We start from the raw sequence: 24,147 nt of genomic DNA, 5'->3' as shown, positions 1-24,147 counted from the left end.
ACCGACACTTACGCTTCGTCTTGACCTACGAAATCGAACGCTCCCATTCGCAACTGTCCTTGAATAGATACAGCAGCGCGCGGCACTTCGAACCCGTTACCTCAACTTTACAAGCCAAACTCTAGCGAAAAGCCATTCAATGGTTCTATGCTCGCTCCTATGACCCAATTCACGATGACGGCGGAGGTACTCCCCGCCATGCCCCTGATCGGAGTCACCGGCCGCGTCGACCGCGGCGGGCCGTCACTACCCAACGTCGTCGGCGACGCGTTGATGGAAATGTTCTTCACCGATTTTCCCTCGAAAATCCGCGCTGCCGGTGGTCAACCGATCCTGCTGAGCATCCACAGTGATCCGCGCCGAATCGTCGAGCATCTAGACGCCCTCGTCCTCAGCGGTGGTTCCGACGTGGACCCCAGGCGATACGGCCGCACCCCCGGACCAAACTCCTCGATGATCGACCCCGCTCGGGACGAATTCGAGTTCGCCCTGGTCGATGCAGCCTGGGAAATCGGACTGCCGATCCTGGGTGTATGTCGAGGACACCAGGTCGTCAACGTCGCCCGCGGGGGCACTCTGATTGCCGACCTTCCGACCGACGCCGGTGAGGCACACAGCTTCTTCGGTTATCCGCGGTCGTACCGACCGCAACAGGTCGCTCTGGAATCCGGTTCCGTCCCACACAGTCTGTTCGGCAACAGCATTCACGTGAACAGCCTTCACCACCAAGCCGTGGACACCCCGGGGAGCGGGCTTCGGATCGTCGGACGCGCGCTCGACGGCGTCGCCGAAGCCATCCAGGCCGCCGATCGCCCCGTGGTGGGCGTGCAGTGGCACCCCGAATTCTTCGTCGAAATCGACCCGCTCTTCTCGTGGCTCGTCGACGCTGCAACCTCCCGTCGGACCGATTCTTCTCACCAGACCGATCATCACAGAATGGAAGACAACAATGTCACGTACGCATGAGAACAAGGTCGCCCTCATCACCGGTGCAGGTTCCGGAATCGGCCGCGGCATCGCGCTGCGTCTCGCCTCCGACGGTGCCCGCGTTGCGGTCGTGGACCTTCACATCGAAAGTGCAAAGGAGACCGTCGCACTGATCGAATCACAGTACGGCACACCTGCGCTCGCCCTCGAAGCCGATGTGCGCGACCGCGCCGCAGTGAGCGCCGCCTTCGAAGCGACCGTCGCCGAATGGGGACGCTTCGACTACCTCGTCAACAACGCCGGTCTGATCACGATGAGTTCTCTCGAGAACCTCACCGACGAAGAGTGGGACCTCGTCCTCGACGTCAATCTCAAGGGCATGTTCATCGTCACGCAGATCGCCACCCCGTACTTCCGCGACGGCAACAGCGGCGCTGTGGTGAACTTGTCGACGGTGGAAGCGGACGTGGTTGTGTCCTCCCAGGGCTTCGCCCAGGTCCACTACAACGCGTCGAAGGGTGGAGTGAAGATGCTGACGAAGGCTCTGGCCGTCGAACTCTCGCGGTACAACGTACGAGTCAACGCAATCGCCCCCGGGCCGGTACCGACCGCATTCCTGCCTGGCATCGACGTCTCCTCCGGCGAAGTTCTCGACTTCATGAAGTCCAGGCTCCTGGTGCCGCGCGTCGGACGCCCCGAAGACATGGGTGCTGCAGTCTCCTTCCTGCTGTCCGACGACGCCTCCTACATCAGTGGGGTCCAGCTGCCCGTCGACGGCGGATGGCTCGCCCGATGAAAGGCCGGCTCACCACGGCCGAGCTCGCCGAGTCCGACATCGACACCGTCCTCATCGCCGGTATCGACCTCTACGGGCGATTAATCGGCAAACGGGTCCCGACGCGAATTTTCCTCGGCAACATCGACGAGGGCCTGCACGTGTGCACCTGTGTGTACGCCTGGGATGCCAACCAGCGTATGGACAAACTGGTAGTCGACTACGCCGGCGGGCACACCGGCTGGCACGACTTCCGTCTGCGACCCGATCTGGGGACACTTCGACGTGCGTCGTGGCTCGAGTCCACTGCCATCGTCATCGCAGACTCGGTCGACGAACATACCGGCGAGCTCGTCCCGATCGCACCGCGCACGATCCTGCGCAAGCAGATCGACAAGCTCGAATCAGACGGCCACACCGTCTACGCGGCAACGGAACTCGAGTTCCACCTCTACCGGGGTACCCCCGACGCGTTGAGGCGCAGCGGATACCGAGATCTCGAACCCACCACCCTGGTGCCCTCTGATTACACCATCACCGCCGGCAACGCGATGGAACCCTTCTTCCGCAAGGTACGAACCGCGTTGGAGGAGAGCGCAATTCCCGTCGAGGTTTCACAGGTCGAATACGGCCTGGGCCAGTGGGAGATCAACCTCGAATACGGAACCGCTCTCGAGATGGCCGACCGCCATGTGCTCTTCAAGCAGGTGGTTCACGACGTCGCCGCGGCAGAAGGGCTCACGGCGACCTTCATGGCACGTCCGAGCACCGACGGCATGGGCTCGTCGTGTCATATTCACGCGTCCATGCGTAGCGACGACACTTTCCCGTTCCACGATGCGAGCGCTGAAAACACGGCGAGCGCCGAACTACTGCACGCCGTCGGCGGAGTTCTCGAGCACTGCCCGGAACTCATGCTGTTCTACACGCCGACCATCAACTCGATGCGCCGGACCCGAGCCAGTCACGATTTCTCGGGGAACGGCTTGACCTGGGGTTTCGATAACAGGACGACCACCTGCCGACTCATCACCGGAGCGCCGTCCGCCAACCGTCTCGAAATGAGACTGCCAGGGGCGGACGCAAATCCATATCTCGCACTGGCCGCAGTCTTGGCATCGATGAACGACGGTCTGACACGAAAGCTCGATCCCGGCGCACCGGTACGACGCGACGGGTACAGCGACACAGACACACTCGAGAAGGTGAAGCAACAACCGCTGCCCGGCACACTCGACGAGGCGGCGCGTGCGCTCGAGGCCAGTGAGTTCGCACTCGCGGCGTTCGGCGCCGAGGTCGTGTCGCACTATGCGGCAGTCGCCAAGGACGAATGGGATTCCTTCATGTCCGCGGTCACCGACTGGGAACGCGAACGCTACCTCGACAACATCTGACCTACAAACGATTTCGCCACGAAGGACAGTCATGACCACTTCATGCTCACTCGTGCCCCAGAACAACACGATCGACGGAAACGTCGAAACACCGGCTATCGAACTCGGCGAATTTCTCACCGATCCCGACACCGGAGAGAAACTGCAAGCCCAACTCTCGTCCTCCACCGAACAGGTAGAGAGGGCAATCACCGCCGCGACAGAACTCCATCGATCGGGTGTCTGGACCCGTCGATCGGTAGCCGACCGGGTGCGCCTACTCGAGAGAACGGCTGAACTTGTCGAGGAACGAACTGCGGCGATCGCCCGTGAGGACTCCAAGAACAACGGTCTTCCGCTTTTGATCAGCACACTTTTCGCCGGCGGGCTTCCCGATCTATTCCGCAGTGCTGCAAGGCATCTGGAGAACTCCTCCGGGTTCGAGCAGCTGGCGTCAGGTGCACAATTACATCGGCTGGCTTGGGGCCCGACCGCTGTGATCGCACCGTGGAACGCACCGAGCTTCATCACCGCCAAGAAGACCGCATTCGCTTTGGCCGCAGGTGCTCCGGTCATCGCCAAGCCCTCCAACTGGGCACCGTCGGGTCCCAACGTGCTTGCCGAGGCGATCTCACGTGCCATCGCCGAAGTCGACGCGCCGAAAGCTCTGTTTCAGCTCATTCACGGAGACGGGGACGTCGGGGACCTACTGGCCACCGATCGACGAATCCGAGCACTGGCCTTCACCGGCGGTCGAGCAGCCGGCAGTTCAATCGCCGCTGCGGCTTCAACCGATTTCAAGGCGCTTCAACTCGAGCTCGGCAGCAACAACCCCGTGATCGTCCGCGCCGACGCCGACATCGATCTGACTGCCACCGCGCTCGTCGACGGGTTCACCAAACTCAACGGGCAATGGTGTGAGAGTCCGGGAAGCGTCTTCGTGCCGCCGCACCTTCACGACCGTCTTGTCGACGCAATACTCGACCGCACGGCTGAAATCGCGCTCGGCCGAACCGATGACGACAACATCACGATGGGTCCGCAGGCGAACGAGCCTCAACTCCAAAGGATGCGGGCGACCGTCGAGTTTCTCCGCGGCGTCGGCGGCACGGCCGTCTCGAGCACCCCTGTGCCGGACCTTTCCGGATGGTTCTTCCCTCCGACTGTGGTGCACGGGATCTCGTCGGAACACACCAAGACGGAGACCTTCGGGCCGATCCTGACCGTGCACCGAGCATCTACCGACGAGCAGGCGCTGCTCGAGGCCAACGCTCTCGATACCGGCCTGGCCGGATACGTGTTCGGCGCCGACGTCGACGCCGCTCGTGAACTTGCGACCCGAATCGAGTGCGGTGAGAACAAGATCAACAGCACCAGCCTCCTGGACCTCGACGACCACTCGACCCAGAGTTTCTGGGGCGGAAGCGGTATCGGCGCACACGGCGACAAAGAGCTTCTCGACTTCTTCCGGGGATCGCGAATCGTCGGTGTCGATGCGCCCGGACTGCCTCTCTAAGCCGAAAGAGGTCGTGGGAATGGGTGAAACGACACGGGTTGGCACCATGGTCGTCGAATGCCATGACACCGCAGCAGTTCTCGCCCGCATTTCTTCGCTGGGGTGGAAGCTTGGCGTAGAGGTCGTCAGTCTGTCCACGTGGATGTCCGTGACATCGCCGGGAGTCAGCGGTATGTCAATTGCGTACCGTTGCCCGACAACGATTTCGGACGCCATGCTGATCAAGCGTCTCAACAGGATCGTCGGGATAGTCCGCATCAAGACGGACCACGGCCCGTTTGTTCCGGTGACCCCACAGGTCGGCCTACACGTCACCGCGACTTTCCAACGCGTCGATCCAGTCGCGCTGGTCGCCTACCGGCACGGCGCAACCGTGTGCAGTCAGGCGAACAACGTTCTGTCGGTTCAACTCACCACTACCCGATCGAACGCGGACACATTCGTCTCTGATCTGGCGCAGGTTGCAGAGCGTCCACTGCGGGGTGAGATCTCGCTGCAGAAGATTCATCTTGCATGACGTCGACGTGCCACCACGGAGATGTGCGGCTACGGGCGTTGGCCCGTAGCCGCACATCATCGCGTGATCAGTGAGCCGGTAGGAGGGACGTCTCCTGCGCCGCGCCGTCTTCTGCGCCGATCTGGATGATGTTTCGCGGCAGGAACACGGCTGCGATCGCACCGAGAACTGCTGCAGCAGCACCGATCAGGAACGCGATACGCATGCCCTCGTCGGTGTAGAACACAGCGCCCTCCATCGCCATCGCGATGTGCGAGTTCAACACCGTGAAGGCGATGACGGGAAGCACTGCGGGGAAGATGCTCTGGAAGACCGCGACCATGCTCGCCGTGGTTGCCTGCAACTGCGGCGGCACTGCCTCGATGAGCAGGTTCGGAATGGAGGCGTAACCCATACCCATACCGACACCGAAGATTCCGGCAAAGATGATGAGCAGCGGCTTGTTGTCGTGAATGGTGGCCGTCAAGGTGAATCCGACTGCCATGAGGATCATTCCGATGATCATCAGCAGGCGGGGTCGAATGTTGCGGCCGACCAGGAAGCCCACGATCAAGCCGCCGACCACCACCATGCCGCCAAGGGGCGCCTGGAAGATCGCGAATCCCTCTGCTGTCACGCCGAATCCGTATCCCAGGCCGAGAACCGCTGGCGTCATCACCATCATCGGCAGCAAAATCGTGAAGACTCCCGACGCGCCGTAGCAGAACCCGGCACCGACGGCGGTGAGCATCACCGAACGCTTACCGAAGTAGCGCAGGTCGATCAAGGGCTCACGGATGGCTCGGGCAGAGGCAACCCAAGCCGCCAGCAGTGCGACGCCACCGATCAGATAGGCCAGTGTCGAGCCGTTCTTCCAGCCCCAGGTCGGTCCGAAGCTGACGCCGATCAGAATTCCGGCGATGCCCGATCCGAGCAGTACTGCACCGATCAGATCCAGCGAAGAGCGCAGTCGCACAGCTGATTCCGACGTCGAAGCGAAGATCATGACGCCGAGCAGAACCAAACCGATGACAAAGAACCAGAAGATGCTCCGGAACCCGTGGTTGTCGATCAACCAACCGGTGAGGAACGGCGCCGGAATAGCGATCAGGCCCATGCCGGAGGTTGCAATACTGACAGCCAGCGCAACGGTTTTCGGCGGAAAGACATCTCGAATGAGGGAGTAGCTCAGGAAGAGGCAGGGAACGAGCAGACCAGTCAGGGACCGGCCCAGAATCAAGACGGCATAGCTCGGCGCAATCGCCGAAATGAAGGATCCGACCGCTGCGCCGGCGACCGCAAAGAGCAGGACTTTTCGCTTGCCGTACATGTCCGCGAGCTTGCCGAGCAGCGGAGACGCGACCGCCCCGAGCAGCAGGAACGACGTGAGCAGCCAAGCTCCCTGCGTCGTTTGATAATGCACCGAGATGGCGGGCAGCGCCGTGGAAATCATCATGTAGCTCACCGCGAGCATTTCGAGAAGAAGAACGATCGACGCCAGCGAGAACACCAGTCGCGGAGTCCACCGCTCCGGTATCGATGTTGATTCGGGCAGACTGGGAGACGAACCGTCGCTGTGGACATGAGACGCCATGGCTGAAGAATCCTTTCGGGACACCTGCGAATTCGATTGACCCCCTGCCGAATACCGTCGGCCGGGGCCTTGCAGGGAAGTGCAGTGGAACGACAGCTACCGTTCTCGGCAACGTGTTACCTGCATCACAGCCCTCGCGTCGAACGCGCGCTACAGAATGTTCCGCGGAGCGGGACAATCAGGACAACGACTGATTGGCCACACGAAGCCGAAGTCCCTGGATTATGAGCCGAGGCAACGATTTCCAATCGGTAGGTCGGCAGTCTCGTGCAAGATATCGCTATGACGATGCAACTGGCCACAGGCGATCTGACCCGACTGACGACTGCCATCAAGGAGCTCGATCCACAACCTCGTGAGCGCCGATGGACCAGCTTGACGTTCTGCATCCTCGACGCAGTCTGGAGCATTCAAGCGAACTACAAGACGACGGTAGTACCACTCGTCGAACGAGTCGCTGCGACCCTTGACATCTCAAACCCGTCTGTCGCTGCTTCAACCGTCTGCATCGATCCGCTCCCGATCAACAGATTCCTCGAAGAGTTCGACATCATCAGGCTGCTCGAGACTACAAACAAGCAGCGAACCTCCACAAGAGGGGGAATCACGAAGGCTCAAGCGGTTCTCGAGCACGGGCAGGCTCTTCAAAAACACGGTGTGGAGACGATCGATCAGGCGCAACTGATGTTCGAAAATCCGGGGCACTTTCGAGCTGTCAATGCAGACCTACGACACATTAAAGGCGAGGGCGCCCATGGCATCAGACGAAGCTACTTTTGGATGCTCGTAGGTGATCACGATCGTGTGAAACCTGACCGGATGGTTCTGCGCTGGTTCAAGCACCACGGTCATACGTTCAACCCCGCCGAAGCCGCTGAAACGATCGCGGTAGTCGTCGATCGAATCAACAGCGAAGTTCCTGCACGGAAACTGACTGCTTGGGAGGTCGACCATGCACTTTGGAAGTCAGGCCGGGACCTTTGACATACGACTGTGCGCCGTTTCGGTAGCGGTAACTACCAAAACGGCGCACGTGCGCGAAGCGCCTACAGAACTATGTTCACCATCTTGCCCGGCACAACGATCACCTTGCGCGGTGCGTTGCCCTCGAGCAGAGCGACGATCTTCTCGTCGGCCAGGGCGATCTCCTCGACAGCCTTGCGATCGGCATCCGCCGGCACGCTGATGCGGCTACGAACCTTGCCGTTGACTTGGATCGGGTACTCGACGGTGTCCTCGACAAGCCACTTCTCCTCGACAGCGGGGAAGGGGCCGTGCGCAAGAGATTCCGTGTGGCCAAGACGCGACCACAGCTCTTCCGCGAGGTGCGGCGCCAGGGGAGCGAGCATCAGCACCAACGGCTCGACGGCAGCACGAGGCGCGCCACCCGGGAACGCCTTGGTGAGGTGGTTGTTGTACTCGATCAGCTTCGCAGCGGCCGTGTTGTCGCGCAGCGCGGTGTAATCCTCGATGACACCGGAAATCGCCTTGTTGAGCGCACGCAGCGTCTCCTCACCGGGCGCTTCGTCGGTGACACGGGGCTTGCCGGTCTCCTCGTCGATGACGACGCGCCACACTCGCTGCAGGAATCGAGCAGCACCGACGACGTCCTTGGTCGCCCACGGACGCGAGGTGTCCAGCGGGCCCATCGACATCTCGTACACACGCAAGGTGTCTGCACCGAACTCGGCGCAGATCTCGTCCGGCGCAACGGCATTCTTGAGGCTCTTGCCCATCTTGCCGTACTCGCGGTTGACCTCGGCGCCCTCGAAGAAGAACTTGCCGTCATGCTCGACGACCTCTTCCGCGGGCACGTAGACGCCGCGGGCATCGGTGTACGCGAATGCCTGGATGTAGCCCTGGTTGTAGAGGCGACGGTACGGCTCGCTCGAGGACACGTAGCCCAGGTCGAACAGAACCTTGTGCCAGAAGCGCGAGTACAGCAGGTGCAGCACCGCATGCTCGACGCCGCCGACGTACAGGTCGACTCCACCGGGATCGTTGGGGCCGTGCAGTTCCGGACGCGGACCCGTCCAGTACGCCTCGTTCTGCGGGTCGCAGAAGGCGTCCTGGTTGGTGGGGTCGATGTAGCGTAGCTGGTACCACGAGCTACCTGCCCACTGCGGCATGACGTTGGTGTCGCGGTGGTAGGTCTGCAGACCGTCGCCGAGATCGAGCTCGACGTTGACCCAGTCGGTCGCCTTGTTCAGGGGGGGAGAGGGCTCGGAGTTGGCGTCGTCCGGATCGAAGGACACGGGTGCGTAGTCCTCGACCTCCGGAAGCACAACGGGCAGAGCCGAATCCGGCAGGGCGTGTGCGTTGCCGTCCGCGTCGTAGACGATCGGGAAAGGCTCGCCCCAGTAACGCTGACGCGCGAAGAGCCAGTCGCGCAGCTTGTACTGGATAGTGCCCTTGCCCTGGCCGCTCTCCTCGAGGCGGCTGATGACGGTCGCCTTGGCCTCGGCCACGTCCAGACCGTCGAGGTAGTCGGAGTTCACCAGCGGGCCGTCACCGGAGTACGCAGCCTCCGAAACATCGCCACCGGCAATAACTTCGAGAATTTCCAGTCCGAACGCGTTCGCGAACTCCCAGTCACGGTGATCGTGTCCCGGAACTGCCATGATCGCGCCGGTGCCGTAGCCCGTCAGAACGTAATCGGCGATGAAGATCGGGACCTTGTGGCCGTTGACCGGATTGACGGCGTAGGAACCGAGGAAGACGCCCGTCTTCTCCTTGTTTTCCTGACGCTCCAAGTCGGTCTTGGCGGCAATCGACTTACGGTATGCAGCAACAGCTTCCGCCGGCGTCGTGGCACCGCCAGTCCAGCGTGCGTCGACACCGTCGGGCCACTCGTCCGCGACGAGCTTGTCCACCAAGTCGTGCTCAGGAGCCAGCGTCACATAGGTGGCGCCGAACAGCGTGTCGGGGCGCGTCGTGAACACATCGACGCCGTACTGGCCTGCGGCAAAGGTAACTTCGGCGCCATAGGAGCGTCCGATCCAGTTGCGCTGCATGGCCTTGACCTTGTCCGGCCAATCCAGGTACTCGAGATCGTCGACCAGGCGATCGGAGTACGCGGTGATGCGCATCATCCACTGCTGGAGGTGCTTACGGAACACGGGGAAGTTTCCGCGGTCACTACGACCGTCGGCGGTGACTTCCTCGTTGGCCAGCACGGTGCCCAAACCGGGGCACCAGTTGACCATCGAATCCGACTGGTAGACAAGGCGGTACGAGTCGACGACCTTTGCCTTCTCGGTGACTGTCAGCGACGCCCACTCGCGTCCGTCTTCCAGAGCGCGCTCACCGGAATCGAACTCGGCTTCCAGCTCGGAGATACGACGGGCCTTGCCGGCAGCCTTGTCGTACCAGGCGCCGTGGATCTGCAGGAAGATCCACTGCGTCCAGTGGTAGAAGTCGACGTCCGTCGTGGCGAGGCTACGACGCTCGTCGTGACCCAGACCCAGACGTCGCAGCTGGCGCTTCATGTTGGCGATGTTGGACTCGGTGGTCGTCCGCGGGTGGGTACCCGTCTGCACGGCGTACTGCTCGGCCGGGAGACCGAAGGCGTCGTAGCCGAGGGTGTGCAGGACATTGCGCCCCTGCATGCGATGGAAGCGCGCGAAGACGTCCGTAGCGATGTATCCGAGCGGGTGACCGACGTGCAGGCCCGAACCCGAGGGGTACGGGAACATGTCCTGAACGAAGAGCTTGTCGGCGGGAACACCGTCGGGCGAGGAGAGCGGACCGACCGGATTGGGCGCGTTGAACGTGCCGTCCTCACTCCAGCGGTCCTGCCAGTGCTGCTCGATCTGGCCGGCGAGCTCCGCGGTGTAGCGGTGCTGCGGAGTTGCGTCGGCTGGTGAATCGGGGGACTGCGGAGACTCGGTCACTGTGGTCGCTATCTACTTGGCTGACGGAAATACCGATAACCAGGGTAGAGCCTGTGCGACCCGGGCATACCATCAACTCCACTCGCGCCTATCCTGTATGGGTGATCGTTGTCGCTGTGGTGCTATTCGTGCTCGCTGTCGCCGTCGGTGGAGTTGGTGTCGCCGGTCTGATCGGCAAACTCCCGCGCAACCGCTGGGCCGGTGTCCGCACCGAGGATTCCCTGCGGAGCGAGGAGTCGTTCGCCCTCGCCAACAAGGTGGCCGGTCCGACCATGCTCGCGGCCGCTGGAATGTTGGTCATCGGCGGAGTCGCAGCACTGACCATCGGCGGAGTCTTCGGCGTCGCGGTCGCGATCATCGCCGTCGTCGTCGCCGTCCTCACTGCCGGTTTCGGTGGAGGCATCGGCACCCGCGCGGCCGCCGCGCTCCCACAGCAGAGCGGATGCGGTAACGACTGCAACTGCGGCGGCCACTCCGAGCCTGCCGCAGACGAGCCGGCGGCGGAGACCCCCGAGGCCAAGGCGAACGCTGCCGCTTGCGGTACCGCTTCCTGCGGTGCCTGCGCGCTCAAGGATGCTTGCCAGCCGGCTCATTGATTCACGTGAAACATCGCGTGGTCGACCCGGCCGGGGTCGTATTCGGACTAGTGGTTCCGCTGTTGTGTGCGGTCTTCGGCTTCGTCCTGACAAAAATTTGGGAGCCTCGCCTCCCGGAACAGATCGCGACTCACTGGACCACCACCTCGCCGGACGGCTTCTCCACCCCGTCGGCCAACGCATGGACCATTGCACTTTTGACACTGCTCTTCGGTGGCGGTCTCAGCGCGATTGCTGCTCTTGCTCCCGCGATGTTGATGATGCGTCGCTTCATGTTGGTTGTCGGGCTGAGCGTGGTCGGGCTCATCACGACAGTGAACTTCGCTTTGCTCTACACCCAACTCGATGTCGCCGATCCGTCCACGACGTCACTCCCGCTGTGGTCTATCGGTGTCGGCTTTGCAGTCGGCGGGGTGCTGGGGTGGATCGGCGCCTCGTTCCTGCGTGACTACCGCGTCCGCACTCTTGCCACGATCGAACCCTCGGCCGGGTTGCCGCGAAGCAGCTGCCCTCTACCTATCTCCGACGACGTCGGATTCAGCACCAAAGGCTCGGTGATCCTCACTGCGATCACTCTGGCGCCCGGAGTCATCATGGCGTTGGCGATGCGGTCACTCTGGCCGCTGTTCATCTTCGGTGCACTCGGACTGCTCGTCGTCAGCCTGGTTCGCTTCCGGGTGATCGTCGACGAACCGGAAATCCGGGTGATCAACATGGGGATGGCTGCGATGACCTACGGCATCGACGAAGTTGTCGGAGCCGACGTCGCGGAGATCAAACCGTTCGCGGACTTCGGCGGCTGGGGACTCAAGACCAAGGGTCGTCGTAACTACGGCGTCGTCACCCGCACCGGGCCAGCGGTGGTCATCACGTTCGCCGGTGGCGACCGCCTCACGATCACGACACCGAAGGCCGAAGACATCGCCGGGTCCCTCAACCGATTGGCCGACGCCCGGACTCGGTAACCGCCGAACCTGAACCGATCGCTTCCTGAGTCTTCTCGAGATACCCGCATGCCGCCGCCCTGGCTTTGGTGACATCGCGTTCGGCAATGGCTTCGGCAACTCCCTGATGATGCGAAGACGTCAGCGACGGCGGATGAACGCCTTCGGTCACCTCGTAGGTGGCGCGGACCGTTTCGAGGATTCCGGCAAACAGATCGGTCAGAACCGGATTGTGAGCGGCATCGACGACGGCAATGTGAAACGCCAGATCGACGTCGACGAAGTTCTCGGCCGGCACGTCACGCTTGGCGGCCAGCTCACGAAGTATCCGAACGTCGTCGTCGCTACGACGCTCACACGCCAACCGGACCGCTTCCATCTCGAGCGCACGACGCACTTCGAAGACGTATTTCATCTCGTCCACGGACGCGTGTTTGCCGAGCAGTCCGCCGATGTCGGTCCGAGCGCGCACGAAGGTCCCTGATCCGCGACGGATCTCCAGGACTCCCGTCGACGTCAGTGTCTTGATCGCTTCGCGCACGGTGTTCCGGCCGACGCCGAGAACACTCATCAGTTCCGGCTCGGTGGGAACACGGTTCCCGACGGTCCAGGCGCCGTCGGAGATCTGCGCGCGCATCCAATCGAGGGATTGCTCGTACGCGGACTCCTTGCGAACAACGGTCATCTACTCATCCTCACAGCATTCGCGACGATCATTCCACTCACCTACGATACGTAGGACGACCCATGTATTTTCGAACTCTGTCATCAGGAGGGGCTTCCCACGTCCGCCACAGCTGTCGCCACCGAAGAACGCACACGCCGCACCAATCGACACTTCTACGGCGTGGGCTACGTCCTCACCGTGATCCTCTTGGGCGCGAACATGCCCACCTCCGTCTACGGGCTGTACCGGACCGAGTTCGGATTCACGCCAACCATCCAGACGCTCATCTACGGCGTCTACGTCGCCGGCCTCGTTCCGGCGTTGCTGTTCTTCGGACCGCTGTCCGACGCCCTCGGCCGACGCACCGTGCTTCTGACTGCACTCGCGCTGAGCGTCGTCGGCACACTCGTTCTGGCATTCGCCGACGCGACGGTGTGGTTGTTCGTCGGACGCGTTGCTCAGGGAATCGCGGTGGGCGCGGCCAGTGCGGCGGGCAGCGCCGCGTTGGTGGAGCAGGAACCGAAGTTCGATCATCGACGGGCAGCGCTCGTATCGACGGTGACGGGCGCGTTGGGCGGTGCACTCGGACCACTCGTGTCCGGTGCGATCGCCCAGTACCTTCCGCAACCGCTGCGGTTGCCGTATCTGATCTTCCTCGTCGCGTTCATCCCGGCACTGATCGTGTTGCTACTACTGCCGCGGATCGGGGACATCACACGCCCGAAGCGGTTCTTCCAGATGCCACATGTTCCCGCCACCATTCGAGAGACGTTCTGGCTCAGCTCGCTCGCCGTCGCGCTGTCGTGGGGCGCAGTCGGACTCTTCCAGTCGGTGGTCCCGTCGTGGATGACCAGCCTGCTGAACATCGACAACCTCCTACTCGGCGGCGGAGCAGCTGCACTGGTCATGATCTGCTCGGTGATCGCGCAGCTCGGCGGGAGTCGTATGGACCCGCGGACGTCCGTCACCGCCGGCCTGGGAATCCTCGCTCTAGGAATGATCGGCCTACTCGTGGTCGACCTCGTCCCCAGCCTTGCGCTGCTGGGCGTCATCACCGTGGTGGTCGGCGCCGGGCACGGTCTGGCGTTTGCCGGCGGCATGAAACGCGTCAACGCCGCCGCCCGAATCCACGCCCGCGAGAGCCACGGCGGAGTCCTGGCGGCATTCTTCACCGTCAGCTACGCGGGACTGGCGATCCCGTCGATCATCGCGGGTATCGCCATCACCATCCAGGGAATGCAGACGGCCATCATCGAACTGTCGATCGTCGGGACGCTGCTGTGCCTGGCCGTGATGGGCTTCAACCTTCGTGGGGCTCGAGAGCCCGTCGACGCACGCCGTTATCCTTAGCCAGGTGAAGTTTCTCAGTAGGTTCTACATCGACGGGTTCATCCTCGGCATCATCATCGCCGGCGTGCTCGGAAGTGTGTTCCCGGTATCGGGTACCGCGGAGAGCATTCTGAACTGGGCCACCAAGATCGCCATCGGCTTCCTGTTCCTGCTCTACGGCGCACGGCTCTCGCCGCAGGAAGCGTGGAAGGGCGTCAAGCACTGGCGACTGCACACTGTCGTCCTTGCCGCGACGTTTGTGCTCTTCCCGCTCATCGGCCTTGCGCTGCGATTCCTGTCGCCGACCCTGATCAGCGACGAGCTCTACACCGGCATCCTCTACATGTGCCTCGTTCCGTCGACGGTTCAGTCGTCGATCGCATTCACTTCGATCGCAAAGGGAAACGTCGCCGGCGCGATTGTCAGTGCGTCGTTCTCCAACCTGATCGGCGTCTTCGTCACCCCGTTGCTGGTGGTTCTGCTGATGAATACAACGGGCCAGGCGACGGTCGACTTCTCGTCGATCCTCGACATCGTCGTGCAGCTGCTGATCCCGTTCATCGTGGGCCAGCTGATCCGCCCGCTGGTGATCGGATGGCTGCAGAAGTATGCCGAGCCCACCAAGTACGTCGATCGCGGATCGATCCTCCTCGTTGTCTTCGCCGCCTTCAGCGAGAGCATGAAAGAGGGGATCTGGAGCACCATCACGATCTGGCAGATCGTGATCCTCACAATCGTGTGCTGCCTGATCCTCGCGCTGGTTCTCGGCGTGACCACTCTCGCGGGGCGCAAGCTCGGGTTCGACCTTCCCGATCAGATCGTCATCATCTTCTGCGGGTCGAAGAAGTCCTTGGCGACAGGCCTACCGATGGCGGCTGTACTGTTCGCGGGCCAGCCCGTCGGCCTGATCGTGTTGCCGCTGATGATCTTCCATCAGATCCAACTGATCGTCTGTGCTGCGATGGCGCAACGCTTCGCGAATCGGGATCCGGTGAGCGTCAGCTAGCGAGCAACTCGTCTCGGGTCCCGTCGACGCAGCCACAACCGCCCTGCAGTTCAGCACAATCGATGGACAACGCATGGCGACTCGATGCCAGGTCGACGCAGTTCACGCCGGTGCATTCGAGTGATCCGTCCGCATGTCGCAGCACAGAATCGTGGCAGTGATCGACATCCGAAACACAATCCGCGCACTGGATCTGACGCTCAGCGATCATTGCTGCCACCTCTCTCGAAAACGATGACACAGGAATATCATCGACCTCCGACAGATCAGTTTCGTTCCACTTCGATGGGATGGCTGGCCAGCATTGCCACGGGGAGCGGTTGGCGTCGTAGCACCCGTGCCCAGACATCGACTCGGGGCGGCGTCAGCACATCGGACGGCAGTGAGCTGATCACCATCCAGTCTTCACGCTCGAGTTCCGAATCCAGCTGCCCCAGAGTCCAACCCGAGTAACCGGCAAAAATGCGGATCCCTTCGACCAGAGGAGCGATGACCTCCGGGTCCGAGTCCAGATCCACCATGACAACTTTGCCGTCCACCCGCCGCAGGCCGGCGACGCCGTCGATTCGTGCACCGTTGCGAGCGATACCCAGGCAGAGCGCCGAGTCACGCTTGACGGGTCCACCGATGTACAGGGCCGAAGGATGCGCGGTCAGCGGCGACCACTGCGGCAACACGTTCTGCACGGCCGTCTCACTCGGCCGATTGACGATGACGCCCAGGCTCCCGGCGTCGTTGTGCTCGATCATGTAGATGACGGTGCGGCGAAATGCAGGTTCCGTGAGGTCGGTCGACGACACCAACAAACTGCCCGGACGAACCTCCGGTTCTATCCAGGCCATTCGATCCTCGGGTTCTTCTGCGTGCGCCACAAAGACATCATCTCACCGACAACTGCGTGCGGGGGAACGAGACACAGGCGTGTTCAGGTCAGACCCGCCACATCGGCAAGTAGTGCCAGATGCCGCTCGAAAATCTCACTCGCATCGGTGAAGGTATCGCTTCCGTACTGCCCGAACACCTCGAAGTTCACCGAACCGAACAGCGATACCCAGACGAGAGTTGCGCGTACCGCGGCATCCGGCGGCAGGTCGGTACCCAGTTCTTTCCGCACTCCCTCGAGGTCCGTTGCCAGCGTGTCACTCAGGTCCGGGCCCTCTCGCACCGTGAGTGCACCCGCGCGATGGGCGGCGTCGATGATCCCGATCAGCCGGGTCACGACGAGGGTGCCAGGGCCGGTGGTCTGCTCGCCTGGAGCGTCGTAACCGGGGACGGGGCTGCCGAACAGCAGACCGTATCGAGCCGGCTCCCGGATCGCCCAACTCCGGACGGCACGTCCGAGAGCAATGAACTGTCCGCGAAAATCTTCTGCTGCAACGGCATTCACGGCGGAGTCCACTTCCGCGCCCAGTTCCGTGTACCCGTCCACCACCAGCAAGGTCAGCAGTTCGTCGCGACTGGCGACGTAGCGGTACACCGCTGAGGACACGACTCCCAGATCACGCGCGACGGCCCTCAAGGACAACGCGGCGGCGCCGACGGCAGCAAGATGCTCGCGCCCGATCCGGGTGATGTCCTGCAGCGTCTGTTCGCGCGCCCGCTCTCGGGGAGTCCCAACCATGAGTCCATCTTGCCCCATGACCGAGAGCAGTATCAACAAAAGAGAGCACTGCTCTTGACAGCGCTGAGGCGCGGGTGCATTCTTGAAAACGAGAGCAGTGCTCTCAGTTCACCCGAAACGAGAAGGAGCACACCATGTCGAACCTCGAAATCGTCACCGGAGCAGGACCCGTCGGATCCGCCGTCGCGCTACAGCTCGCCGAGCAGGGAATCAACGTCCGGCTCCTGACCAGGTCCGGCAGCGGGCCCGAGCACCCGCTGATCGACCGCCGACGCGTCGACGTCTCGGATTCCGAGGCCCTGCGCTCGGTCAGCGAGGGCGCCACGGCCATCTACCACTGCATCCACGCCGCCTACAACGCAGCCGATTGGGAGCGGGAACTCCCGGCGGCCGAGAAGGTTGTGCTCGACGCAGCCGCATCCATCGGAGCCGTCGTGGTCTTCCCCGAAAGCCTCTACGCCTACAACTCCGACACCCTGATGACCGAATCCGATCCACGCAACGCCACCGGCGGCAAGCGCGGAGTGCGCACCGCGCTGCTGCGTGCCCGCGAGGCCTCCGCAACACCCACCGTCAGCGTCGTGGCCTCGGACTTCTTCGGCCCCCGCGTCCGCACCGCCCACGCCGGCGAGCGCATGGTTCCGAAGGTCATGGCAGGTAAGAAGATTCGTGTCATCGGTTCCACAGACCAGCCGCACTCCTTCACCTACATCCCCGATCTCGCGGCGGCGATGATCGCAGCAGCACACAACCCCGAACTCTGGAACTCCGTCATCCACGCACCCACCGGCCCCGCGCTCACTCAGCGCAAGATCGCCGAGGCCTTCGCTCGAGCCGCCGGGGCGACCCCCGCCAAGGTGGGTGTCCTGCCCGCCTGGGTGCTCGACGCCGTCGGCAAGATCAACACCGACAGCCGCGAACTCGCGGAGATGAACTACCAGTTCACCAAGCCGTTTGTCATGGACTCGAGCGCCAGCGAAGTGCTGCTCGGACTCTCGCCGACGCCGCTCGATCAGGCCGCCGAAGAGACCGTAGCGTGGTGGCGCGCGGAACAGGCTCGCACCGCTGCTGCCTGAAGTGGCCGCACACGCTACGCGGGTGCGTACCGCCAGGAAAGTCCGCCATCACCGAGTCCCGCTACCCAGCCACCACCGAAAGGCCGACCCGTTTCCAGGGAATCTACGAGATCGGCGAGCAACGCGCTGATCGAAGTCCACTGAGGTTCGGCGGCGTCCGCGTTCTCACGGGCATACTCGGTCACACAGCCTGTCAGCTCCCCTTGCCTTGTGTCGCAGAATAATTCGTATCCGTCGCGGCAGGCGAAGGTTATGTAGTCCGGAAGAAACTTTCCGATCGAGGTTCCTGCCGGCTGAGTACGGTCCGACAATGAGGGAACACTCTCCGGGACATCTGGCAGCTCGTACACCGCCGGGGCTCTGCGGTGATTGGCCAACAGCTCGTCCAGATTGAGCATGTCGTGTTGGGGAAGGAACTGCATCCAGGCGCCGGGGGCGAAGCCGTTCTGGACCGAGTAGAGGTCTTTCAATTCGGTTGGCCACGCGATTCCGCTCAGTGCCTCGACCCGGTCGATTTCCGATTGCGCGGCGCCGGGCGCGAACGCATCCAGTGCTTGCGGAAATCCGTTCTCGGAAAACCAGGCGGCGATCCGTTCCCATTGCCGGCGCACTGATGTTGGTTCGGTCACGCTGTGAGCGTGGATACCCTCAGTCGCTTTCTGTTGCACGCCTCCTGGTCGTGGGGGGATCGTGAGGTGCCTGTCATCGCTGTAGACGTCCCGTACTTCGACCTTGTCGCCTGACTTGAAGAGATGAATCGGCTCGAATTCCGCGACGGGCCAGATCTGGATGAAAGCTTCAGGGTCGGCTTGATCAAAGTCCCGGCCGCGCACCGAGGCTCGGATGCGGTAGAGGCCAATCGGTAGGCGCTCGAGGAATCCGAACTCGTGGACCCGTTCGCCTGTCAATCGAAGTGGTGGCAGACCAGCAACAACGCTCTCGAGCGTGCCTTCTTCGATCGTCTCCCAATCATCGAGAGCGGGAATTCCCGGGTCCACATCCAGCGTGTCGACGGTGATCCGGACCGGGCCTTCGGTCGAACTCAACGCCAAGCGAGCGACAACGGGACTCAAACCGATGACCTTGCCGTAAGTGTGGACATACGGCTCACGAGGTCGCGGACCGAGAACCAGAACCGGAACTTCGAAATCGACTTTCGCCGTGGTAGCCATGTCGTCATTCTCCAGCAGTCAACTCTTGACCCAAGAACGGAACGGGTGTTCACTTCTTCACATGGCCTATCGCCGCACTCCGGCAGTACAAGAAAGACTGGACGCCCAACGCGCCCGACTGCTCGACGCGGCCACGACGGCAGTGGCAACCCACGGTTATGCGGGGTGTTCCATCGCCGCGGTGGCCAAGAACGCCGGCGTCGCCACCGGGACGCTGTATCGACATTTCGACGGCAAGGGCGAATTGTTCGCCGAAGTGTTCCAATCTGTCTGCAGCCGTGAGGTATCCGCGGCCCGCGACGCCGGAGACAATGCCCGAAGTCTGGAAGGCAACCACCGCTCCGCGGTATCGGCGTCGGTTCACACCTTCGCCGAACGTGCCATGCGTGCACCGGTTCTCGCCTATGCACTGCTGGTGGAGCCGGTGGATCCACTCGTCGACGAACAGCGACTCATGTTTCGCGAATCGTTCCGCGATTGCCTGGCCACCGCAATCCGCTCGGCCGTCGACACCGGTGAGATACCTTCGCAGGACGCCACTCTGACGGCAGCGTGCATCGTCGGGGCAATCGGCGAGGCCCTGATCCTTCCGCTGCGCGGCGGCACCACGGATCCCACTGCGATCGATGCCATCCTCGCCTTCACCCTTCGATCGTTAGGGAGTTTCGATGACACCCACGCATGAAGTCACCAATCAGGTACCGCCCCTGATCGATTACGACGCAGCCGAATACGCGCCGATCCTCGAGGCACTACACCGCGAGGGAGCTTCGGACGCAGCCGAAGAGGTTCATCGCGTCGGGGTCCGCGCCGGCAGCGCGCAAGCCCAGGGGTGGGGCGACCTGGCCGAGGAGCACCCACCTGTCCTGAGAACCCACGACCGCTACGGCAACCGCATCGACGAGGTCCGCTACAACCCCGCCTATCACCAACTCATGAGCACCGCAGTGGAATTGGGACTGCACGGCGCTCCGTGGGTTGACCCGAATCCACACGCACACCTCGTCCGCGCCGCGAAGATGGCCGTGTGGGGTCAAACCGACGCCGGCCACGGCTGCCCCATCTCCATGACGTACGCCGTGATCCCAGCGCTGCGGCACAACGCGGATCTTGCCGCTCAGTACGAACCCCTCCTGACCACCCGCCACTACGATTCGGCGCTGAAAGCTCCCCTCACCAAACCCGGATTGATCGCCGGAATGTCGATGACGGAAAAACAGGGCGGTTCGGACGTGCGTGCCGGAACCACAAGGGCAGTGCCACAATCCGACGGTAGCTATCTCCTGACAGGCCACAAGTGGTTCACCTCCGCACCGATGTCGGACGTGTTCCTCGTCCTCGCTCAGGCGCCGGGCGGTCTGTCGTGCTTCTTCCTTCCTCGGGTCCTGCCGGACGGCTCGCTCAACAACATGTACCTGCAGCGTCTGAAGGACAAGTTGGGAAATCATTCCAACGCGAGCAGCGAGGTCGAGTACCGCGACGCTCTCGCGTGGATGGTGGGCGAGGAAGGCCGGGGCGTGCGCACCATCATCGAGATGGTCAACATGACCAGGTTGGACTGCACGATCGGAACGGCCACTGGCATGCGCGTCGGCACGCTGCAGGCAGTTCACCATGCGAATCATCGAAGTGCGTTCGGCGCCAACCTGATCGACCGACCTTTGATGCGCAATGTTCTCGCAGATCTGGCGGTGGAATCGGAAGCGTCGACTACCGTCGCGATGTGGCTGGCCGCTCTGACCGACCGCGCAACGTCGGGCGATGCCCACGCGAGCGCACTACGACGCATTTCATTGGCCGTGAGCAAGTACTTCGTCTGCAAGCGCGGACCGATCCACGCTGCCGAGGCACTCGAGTGTCTGGGCGGAAACGGATACGTGGAGGAATCCCGGATGCCGCGCCTCTATCGCGAGGCTCCGCTGCTCTCGGTGTGGGAAGGGTCGGGCAACGTCGCGGCGCTCGACACTCTGCGGGCGATGGCGAAGCAACCCGAAACGCTGCAGGTGTTCTTCGACGAACTGAAACAAGCGAGTGGCGTGGACGCCCGCTTCGATCAGACCGTGCGGGATCTCGAGGTGGCATTCGACGATTTCGACGACATCGAATACCGGGCACGAAAGATCGTCGGTGACATGGCACTCGCACTGCAAGCCTCGCTGCTGCTCCGCTACGGGCACCCCGCGGTGGCCGACGCATTCTGCGCGAGTCGGCTCGGAAATAGCTGGGGGAGCGTGTTCGGAACCCTGCCGAGGGGGATCGACATCGCGCCGATCCTCGAGCGGGCCACCGTCAAGATCGGCGCCTGACCCACCCACTACAGTTTCCGCTTATGAACCGAGCCTCGAACCGCCGCGAGGCCTGGCAGCGCGTACTGCACACCCTGCGTGAATCACCCGGCCTGGGAAGGCTGGCGCTCGTCCGCTTTTCCAGCCAGTTCGGCGACGGAATGTTCCAGGCCGCGCTCGGCGGCGCAATCCTCTTCAACCCGGAACGTGAAACCGATCCGGTGGCGATAGCGGCCGGCTTTGCCGTACTGCTCCTTCCCTATTCGGTGATCGGCCCCTTTGCCGGCGCTCTGCTGGATCGTTGGGACCGCCGCCTGGTGCTCCTGTGGGCGAGCGTGCTCCGCGGGCTCTTCATCCTGACCACCGCGGTGCTGCTGGTCGCCGGCGGCGGTGACACTCTGTTGTTGACGTGTGCGCTTGCTGCGATCGGGGTCAGCCGCTTTGTCGGGGCAGGCGTATCCGCAGCCCTGCCGAAGGTCGTCCGACAATCGTGGCTGGTGGCAACCAATTCCGTTCTCACAACGGCTGGTTCGGTGGTAGCCGCTCTTGGTGCTTCGGCAGCGGTGGCGATCATCGGCGTGATCGGCGCGGGGGATCGAGCGTCAGGCGCCGCCGTGGCCATCGCAGCACTGGGATCGGTGATCGCAGCCCTCGCCGCGGCCAGGTTCACCGCCCGCTCACTTGGTCCAGTGGCCGACGAAGTGATTCGTGCCAGCGCCGTCCGTTCGGTAACGGCCGGACTGCGCACCGGGGCAACCGCTGTCTGGGAGGCGCCTGGCGTCACCACGGCAATGATCGGGATCGGAGCGCACCGCATCTGCTTCGGCATCAACACCCTCATCATGGTGCTGGTCCTACGCGACACCTCGAACGGCTCCCAATTACCTGGAGGGATGGCCGGATTCGGCGTCGCCGTCGGTGCAACGGCCATCGGAATGCTGATCGCGGCATTGATCACACCGTTCCTCATCCCGCGGATCGGTCGCTCAAGGACGATCACGTACGCCCTGGTGTGCGCGGTGGCCGTCCAGCTCGTCTTCGTAACCACCCTGACGCAGGGATCGCTGCTGATCGCCGCCTTCCTGCTCGGCATCGCCGGGCAGTCCGTGAAACTCAGCGGCGACGCGGCCATGCAGATCGACATCGACGACGACCGTCGTGGCCAGGTATTCGCCTTGCAGGACACCGTGTTCAACGTCGCGTTCATCGGTGCAATCGCGGCAGCGTCGACGGTGATCGCACCCGACGGCAAGAGCGTCGGCCTGGCCCTTGCCGGCGCGGGTGTCTATGCCGCCGGTTTGTCAGCGGTGCTGCTCAACCGCAAGAAACGAGAAACTAGCCCTGCTGGGTAGCCCACCACTTCAGCAGTTCGGCTTCGGCCTCGTCACGCTCGAGCGGGCCGCGATCCAGACGTAGTTCCTTGAGGAACGTCCATGCCTTGCCCACCTGCGGGCCGGCCGGGATGTTGAGCAGTTCCATGATGGCGTTGCCGTCGAGGTCCGGACGCACGCGAGCGAGGTCTTCCTGCTCCGCGATGCGCGCAATCCGCTCTTCGATGTCGTCGTATGTGGCCTGCAACTGCGCGGCGCGGCGCTTGTTACGCGTGGTGCAGTCGGCCCGGACGAGCTTGTGCAGCCGGGGGAGCAGCTCGCCCGCGTCGGTGACGTACCGCCGCACCGCGGAGTCGGTCCACTGTCCCTTGCCGTAGCCGTGAAAACGCAAGTGCAGGAACACGAGCTGCGAAACGTCGTCGACCATCTGCTTCGAGAACTTCAAGGCACGCATGCGCTTGCGCACCAGCTTGGCGCCAACCACCTCGTGGTGGTGGAAGCTGACGCCGCCGCCCGGTTCGTTGCGCTTGGTGTCCGGCTTGCCGATGTCGTGAAGCAGTGCAGCCCAACGCAATACGAGGTCGGGATCGCCTTCTTCGAGATCGATCGCCTGCTGGAGCACGGTGAGGGAGTGCTGGTAGACGTCCTTGTGTTGGTGATGCTCGTCGATCTCGAGCTTCATCTGCGGAACCTCGGGCAGCACGTATGCAGCCAGTCCGGAGTCGACCATCATGTTGATGCCGTCCACCGGGTACATGCCCAGCATCATTTTGTTCAGCTCCACCTGCACACGCTCGGCGGTGATCCGCTCGATCTGCGACGCCATCTCCTTGATGGCCTCGAAAACGCGATTGTTCAACGTGAAACCAAGCTGCGAGACGAACCTGGCTGCGCGCAGCATCCGCAGCGGATCGTCGTTGAACGAGTTCTCCGGCGCCGACGGCGTATCGAGTTCCCCGGCCAGCAGGGCGTCCATGCCGTTCAGCGGATCGACAAACGTGTAGGAACCGTCCGCGCCGATCTTCATCGCCATCGCGTTGACGGTGAAATCGCGGCGCACCAGGTCGTCGGCCAACGTCGTTCCGTACTCGACTATCGGATTACGTGAGACACGGTCGTAAGCGTCGGCCCGGAAGGTCGTGATCTCGATCTCCTGGCCGTGTTTGATGGCGCTGATGGTCCCGAACTCGATGCCGGTGTCCCACTGCTTGTCCACCCAGCCCTTGAGCAGAGCCTGAACCTTCTCCGGCCTGGCGTCCGTCGTGAAGTCCAGATCGCCACTGAAGCGGCCCAGGATCGCGTCGCGAACACTGCCACCCACCAGGAACAGCTCGTGACCGGCCTCGGCAAAACGCTCACCGAGCGGGTTCAACACGTCGGACAACGTGCCGAGCGTTGCAGTGGCGTCGGCAAGCAGTCGTAGGCGGCGATCAGCGTCGGAGGTAGGGACAGTCACGTGAAAGGAGCTTACTTAAGGTGCGCAAATAGCAGAACGCGCATACGAACGCGATAGACCGCTTTGCGCGGGTTACCGGGCAACGCTGCA

21 protein-coding genes are annotated in these 24,147 nt (G+C 62.8%); 14 read left to right on the top strand and 7 right to left on the bottom strand.

Annotated elements, in window-relative coordinates:
• Positions 1-159: 159 nt before the first annotated feature.
• From QM596_RS27905 to QM596_RS27885, 5 genes are read left to right on the top strand one after another with little or no spacing between them, the layout of a single operon-like run.
• Positions 160-966 (top strand): gamma-glutamyl-gamma-aminobutyrate hydrolase family protein, encoded by an 807-nt coding sequence (locus QM596_RS27905; protein ID WP_283310413.1) that lies wholly within the window; start codon positions 160-162, stop codon positions 964-966.
• On the top strand, positions 950-1,723 hold the full coding sequence (locus tag QM596_RS27900; RefSeq protein ID WP_021332597.1) for an SDR family NAD(P)-dependent oxidoreductase: 774 nt from the start codon (positions 950-952) through the stop codon (positions 1,721-1,723). The genes QM596_RS27905 and QM596_RS27900 overlap by 17 nt, the downstream gene beginning before the upstream one ends.
• Positions 1,720-3,096 carry a glutamine synthetase family protein gene (locus QM596_RS27895; RefSeq protein WP_021342274.1) on the top strand — a complete coding sequence of 459 codons (1,377 nt, stop codon included), beginning with the start codon at positions 1,720-1,722 and terminating at the stop codon, positions 3,094-3,096. Before QM596_RS27900 ends, QM596_RS27895 begins: the two co-directional genes overlap by 4 nt.
• Before the next feature lie 31 nt (positions 3,097-3,127).
• Positions 3,128-4,591 carry an aldehyde dehydrogenase family protein gene (locus QM596_RS27890; RefSeq protein WP_047889407.1) on the top strand — a complete coding sequence of 488 codons (1,464 nt, stop codon included), beginning with the start codon at positions 3,128-3,130 and terminating at the stop codon, positions 4,589-4,591.
• 19 nt (positions 4,592-4,610) lie between these two features.
• Positions 4,611-5,108, top strand: coding sequence for a hypothetical protein (locus tag QM596_RS27885; protein WP_047889406.1), 498 nt, complete (start codon positions 4,611-4,613; stop codon positions 5,106-5,108).
• A 67-nt stretch (positions 5,109-5,175) separates the two neighbouring features.
• On the opposite strand, the gene QM596_RS27880 is transcribed toward QM596_RS27885, so the two are convergent.
• On the bottom strand, positions 5,176-6,681 hold the full coding sequence (locus tag QM596_RS27880) for an MFS transporter (RefSeq protein WP_021342276.1): 1,506 nt from the start codon (positions 6,679-6,681) through the stop codon (positions 5,176-5,178).
• A 282-nt stretch (positions 6,682-6,963) separates the two neighbouring features.
• Here QM596_RS27880 and QM596_RS27875 point away from each other — a divergent pair, with 282 nt between their 5' ends.
• Complete coding sequence (locus tag QM596_RS27875; RefSeq protein WP_283310412.1) at positions 6,964-7,665, top strand: DUF8548 family protein; 702 nt, start codon at positions 6,964-6,966, stop codon at positions 7,663-7,665.
• A 62-nt stretch (positions 7,666-7,727) separates the two neighbouring features.
• On the opposite strand, the gene leuS is transcribed toward QM596_RS27875, so the two are convergent.
• On the bottom strand, positions 7,728-10,574 hold the full coding sequence (gene leuS, locus QM596_RS27870) for a leucine--tRNA ligase (protein WP_283310411.1): 2,847 nt from the start codon (positions 10,572-10,574) through the stop codon (positions 7,728-7,730).
• Positions 10,575-10,675: 101 nt separating this feature from the next.
• Between leuS and QM596_RS27865 the strand changes: the two genes are divergently transcribed.
• Both QM596_RS27865 and QM596_RS27860 read left to right on the top strand, forming a co-directional pair.
• Positions 10,676-11,170, top strand: coding sequence for an SdpI family protein (locus QM596_RS27865; RefSeq protein ID WP_029256800.1), 495 nt, complete (start codon positions 10,676-10,678; stop codon positions 11,168-11,170).
• A 5-nt stretch (positions 11,171-11,175) separates the two neighbouring features.
• Positions 11,176-12,135, top strand: a complete 960-nt coding sequence (locus QM596_RS27860; protein ID WP_020909841.1) for a hypothetical protein — start codon at positions 11,176-11,178, stop codon at positions 12,133-12,135.
• Here the strand turns inward: QM596_RS27860 and QM596_RS27855 are convergent.
• The gene (locus QM596_RS27855; RefSeq protein ID WP_020909842.1) at positions 12,104-12,799 is read right to left on the bottom strand and encodes a FadR/GntR family transcriptional regulator; all 696 of its coding nucleotides are present in this window, start codon (positions 12,797-12,799) and stop codon (positions 12,104-12,106) included. The two genes, QM596_RS27860 and QM596_RS27855, sit on opposite strands and share 32 nt — an antisense overlap.
• 162 nt (positions 12,800-12,961) lie before the next feature.
• Here QM596_RS27855 and QM596_RS27850 point away from each other — a divergent pair, with 162 nt between their 5' ends.
• Entirely contained in the window at positions 12,962-14,131 is a 1,170-nt protein-coding gene (locus tag QM596_RS27850; RefSeq protein ID WP_029256802.1) for an MFS transporter, read from the top strand.
• A gap of 4 nt (positions 14,132-14,135) precedes the next feature.
• Positions 14,136-15,116, top strand: coding sequence for a bile acid:sodium symporter family protein (locus QM596_RS27845; protein WP_003942582.1), 981 nt, complete (start codon positions 14,136-14,138; stop codon positions 15,114-15,116).
• A 266-nt stretch (positions 15,117-15,382) separates the two neighbouring features.
• On the opposite strand, the gene QM596_RS27840 is transcribed toward QM596_RS27845, so the two are convergent.
• Positions 15,383-15,988, bottom strand: a complete 606-nt coding sequence (locus QM596_RS27840) for a YqgE/AlgH family protein (RefSeq protein ID WP_020909845.1) — start codon at positions 15,986-15,988, stop codon at positions 15,383-15,385.
• A gap of 53 nt (positions 15,989-16,041) precedes the next feature.
• Positions 16,042-16,737: a TetR/AcrR family transcriptional regulator gene (locus QM596_RS27835; RefSeq protein WP_020971476.1), complete on the bottom strand. Its 696-nt coding sequence runs from the start codon at positions 16,735-16,737 to the stop codon at positions 16,042-16,044.
• A gap of 134 nt (positions 16,738-16,871) precedes the next feature.
• Here QM596_RS27835 and QM596_RS27830 point away from each other — a divergent pair, with 134 nt between their 5' ends.
• Positions 16,872-17,813 carry an NAD-dependent epimerase/dehydratase family protein gene (locus QM596_RS27830; protein WP_283310409.1) on the top strand — a complete coding sequence of 314 codons (942 nt, stop codon included), beginning with the start codon at positions 16,872-16,874 and terminating at the stop codon, positions 17,811-17,813.
• Positions 17,814-17,827: 14 nt separating this feature from the next.
• On the opposite strand, the gene QM596_RS27825 is transcribed toward QM596_RS27830, so the two are convergent.
• On the bottom strand, positions 17,828-18,985 hold the full coding sequence (locus tag QM596_RS27825) for an SMI1/KNR4 family protein (protein ID WP_060938759.1): 1,158 nt from the start codon (positions 18,983-18,985) through the stop codon (positions 17,828-17,830).
• A 61-nt stretch (positions 18,986-19,046) separates the two neighbouring features.
• Here QM596_RS27825 and QM596_RS27820 point away from each other — a divergent pair, with 61 nt between their 5' ends.
• Genes QM596_RS27820 through QM596_RS27810 form a run of 3 tightly spaced genes read left to right on the top strand, consistent with a single transcriptional unit; the run spans position 19,047 to position 22,622 of the window.
• Positions 19,047-19,670, top strand: a complete 624-nt coding sequence (locus tag QM596_RS27820; RefSeq protein ID WP_283310408.1) for a TetR/AcrR family transcriptional regulator — start codon at positions 19,047-19,049, stop codon at positions 19,668-19,670.
• Entirely contained in the window at positions 19,654-21,291 is a 1,638-nt protein-coding gene (locus QM596_RS27815) for an acyl-CoA dehydrogenase family protein (RefSeq protein WP_283310407.1), read from the top strand. The genes QM596_RS27820 and QM596_RS27815 overlap by 17 nt, the downstream gene beginning before the upstream one ends.
• A 23-nt stretch (positions 21,292-21,314) precedes the next feature.
• On the top strand, positions 21,315-22,622 hold the full coding sequence (locus QM596_RS27810) for an MFS transporter (RefSeq protein WP_021332609.1): 1,308 nt from the start codon (positions 21,315-21,317) through the stop codon (positions 22,620-22,622).
• Here QM596_RS27810 and QM596_RS27805 read toward each other — a convergent pair.
• Positions 22,606-24,057 carry a CCA tRNA nucleotidyltransferase gene (locus QM596_RS27805; protein WP_019746191.1) on the bottom strand — a complete coding sequence of 484 codons (1,452 nt, stop codon included), beginning with the start codon at positions 24,055-24,057 and terminating at the stop codon, positions 22,606-22,608. The genes QM596_RS27810 and QM596_RS27805 overlap by 17 nt on opposite strands.
• Positions 24,058-24,147: the final 90 nt, after the last annotated feature.

The sequence above is a fragment of the Rhodococcus sp. IEGM 1406 genome, assembly GCF_030056745.1.
Taxonomy (GTDB): domain Bacteria; phylum Actinomycetota; class Actinomycetes; order Mycobacteriales; family Mycobacteriaceae; genus Rhodococcus_F; species Rhodococcus_F erythropolis.
This window is presented reverse-complemented; position numbering and strand designations above follow the sequence as displayed.

Excerpts from the sequence above, each read along its gene's own strand:
- QM596_RS27825 (WP_060938759.1), bottom strand. The coding sequence starts at position 18,985 with ATGGCTACCACGGCGAAAGTCGATTTCGAAGTTCCGGTTCTGGTTCTC.
- QM596_RS27900 (WP_021332597.1), top strand. The coding sequence starts at position 950 with ATGTCACGTACGCATGAGAACAAGGTCGCCCTCATCACCGGTGCAGGT.
- QM596_RS27830 (WP_283310409.1), top strand. The coding sequence starts at position 16,872 with ATGTCGAACCTCGAAATCGTCACCGGAGCAGGACCCGTCGGATCCGCC.
- QM596_RS27875 (WP_283310412.1), top strand. The coding sequence starts at position 6,964 with ATGACGATGCAACTGGCCACAGGCGATCTGACCCGACTGACGACTGCC.
- QM596_RS27905 (WP_283310413.1), top strand. The coding sequence starts at position 160 with ATGACCCAATTCACGATGACGGCGGAGGTACTCCCCGCCATGCCCCTG.
- QM596_RS27885 (WP_047889406.1), top strand. The coding sequence starts at position 4,611 with ATGGGTGAAACGACACGGGTTGGCACCATGGTCGTCGAATGCCATGAC.
- QM596_RS27810 (WP_021332609.1), top strand. The coding sequence starts at position 21,315 with ATGAACCGAGCCTCGAACCGCCGCGAGGCCTGGCAGCGCGTACTGCAC.
- QM596_RS27890 (WP_047889407.1), top strand. The coding sequence starts at position 3,128 with ATGACCACTTCATGCTCACTCGTGCCCCAGAACAACACGATCGACGGA.
- QM596_RS27815 (WP_283310407.1), top strand. The coding sequence starts at position 19,654 with ATGACACCCACGCATGAAGTCACCAATCAGGTACCGCCCCTGATCGAT.
- QM596_RS27820 (WP_283310408.1), top strand. The coding sequence starts at position 19,047 with ATGGCCTATCGCCGCACTCCGGCAGTACAAGAAAGACTGGACGCCCAA.
- QM596_RS27835 (WP_020971476.1), bottom strand. The coding sequence starts at position 16,737 with ATGGTTGGGACTCCCCGAGAGCGGGCGCGCGAACAGACGCTGCAGGAC.
- QM596_RS27880 (WP_021342276.1), bottom strand. The coding sequence starts at position 6,681 with ATGGCGTCTCATGTCCACAGCGACGGTTCGTCTCCCAGTCTGCCCGAA.
- QM596_RS27895 (WP_021342274.1), top strand. The coding sequence starts at position 1,720 with ATGAAAGGCCGGCTCACCACGGCCGAGCTCGCCGAGTCCGACATCGAC.
- QM596_RS27855 (WP_020909842.1), bottom strand. The coding sequence starts at position 12,799 with ATGACCGTTGTTCGCAAGGAGTCCGCGTACGAGCAATCCCTCGATTGG.